Genomic DNA, 1,578 nt, shown 5'->3' with positions numbered 1-1,578 from the left:
TGATTAAACTTTTCAACATCGATAATGTACCTCGTGCGAACAGGAAACGCTATAGACCATTTAATTGATTATTATTCATTCTTAATTCTCCTGACTCCTGACTTCTAACCCTAACAACAATTTTTGATTTTTACAAGAGGTTTAGTATTATGTCTAGTTTAACGGCAATTCGTGAACATATTTTTGCTTGGGGAAAACGCACCTATATCATGGGTGTTTTAAACGTTACTCCCGATAGTTTTAGTGATGGGGGAGAATTTGACAATGTTGAAAATGCCCTGCTACAGGCGATGAAAATGATCGAGGCCGGGGCTGATATAATCGATATCGGTGGTCAATCCAGCCGTCCGGGAGCCGAAGAAATTAGCCTAGAAGCAGAATTATCGCGAGTTATCCCCGTAATCATCGCTATTCGACAACAAAGTTCTATTCCTATCTCTCTCGATACTACCCGGGCGATCGTGGCAGCCCAAGGTATCGCCGCCGGGGCCGATTTGATCAATGATATTTCTGGGGGAACCTTCGATCGCCTATTATTGCCCACGGTGGCTAAATTGGCCGTTCCCATCATCCTCATGCACCTGCGGGGCAATCCGCAAACCATGCAATCCCTAACACATTATGATGATTTAGTCAAGGAAATTAAAGAATTTTTACAGAATCGCGTTAAGGAAGCTTTACAGTGGGGCATTGCTAGGGAAAATATTATCATCGATCCGGGGATTGGTTTTGCCAAAACTGGGACACAAAATCTTGAGTTATTGCGAGAATTAGGGCAATTTCGGGATTTAGATTTACCTATTTTAATTGGATTGTCGAGAAAACGCTTTATCGGCGAGATTACAGGCAAAGATGACCCAAAAGAACGAGTTTTCGGAACGGCGGCGGCCTGTGCCATAGCGATCGCTAAGGGGGCCGATATCCTGCGCGTCCATGATGTGGCTGCGATCGTAGATGTGAGTAAAGTGGTGGACGCAATCGAGCGAAGTTGAAAATTTTTGCTAGTCTTAGAATCATCCACAGTTTGATCGAAATTAGCGATGAATAGCCAACTGACCAGCGATTATTGTATGTTACCCGTGATTCGATCTCCCCGGGATTATCAAGTTTTTCGCATTAGCGCTGGGGATACGAATCGTTTAGCGATCGTCTTTGATTCTACCGTAGCGGGGGATTCCTTGACCGTTTGTGTGGAAATTTTCGATCCCCACGGTCGCACCCCTACTCATCGTCATCATTTTGCCGTAGAAATGTTTTTTATCCTCAAAGGGGAGGGAATGGCTATCTGTGATGGTAAAGCGATTCCCCTGGGGCCGGGGGATAGTTTATTAGTCCGTCCCACGGGTATTCACGAGATTAGAAATGTGGGGGACGGAAGACTTTATGCACTATGTTTTATGGTTCCCAATGAGGATTTTTCGGAATTAATTCGTAATGGCATACCAGAGGAGTTAGACGCAGAAGATTTAGAGGTGTTGATGGGAACTATTAAAGGATAATCAAGCAATATCATCCCTTAAATTTTGGGCTTTTTTTCAGGAAAAGAGCGATAAAAAAGGTAAAGGTTCCTCCCAGAAG

2 protein-coding genes are annotated in these 1,578 nt (G+C 43.9%); both read left to right on the top strand.

Translation table 11 applies throughout. The annotated features are described in order from the left end of the window. Positions 1 to 149: 149 nt before the first annotated feature. Positions 150 to 992 (top strand): dihydropteroate synthase, encoded by an 843-nt coding sequence (gene folP, locus PX636_RS21375; protein ID WP_288118766.1) that lies wholly within the window; start codon positions 150 to 152, stop codon positions 990 to 992. A 48-nt stretch (positions 993 to 1,040) separates the two neighbouring features. Next, the gene (locus tag PX636_RS21370; RefSeq protein ID WP_002739902.1) at positions 1,041 to 1,499 is read left to right on the top strand and encodes a cupin domain-containing protein; all 459 of its coding nucleotides are present in this window, start codon (positions 1,041 to 1,043) and stop codon (positions 1,497 to 1,499) included. The last annotated feature ends 79 nt before the right edge of the window (positions 1,500 to 1,578 follow it).

It is taken from the genome of Microcystis sp. M53598_WE2 (assembly GCF_030067735.1).
GTDB classification, from domain to species: Bacteria; Cyanobacteriota; Cyanobacteriia; order Cyanobacteriales; family Microcystaceae; genus Microcystis; species Microcystis aeruginosa.
Note: the sequence above shows the minus strand (reverse complement) of the source record. Positions and strands in the feature narration are given on the sequence as shown.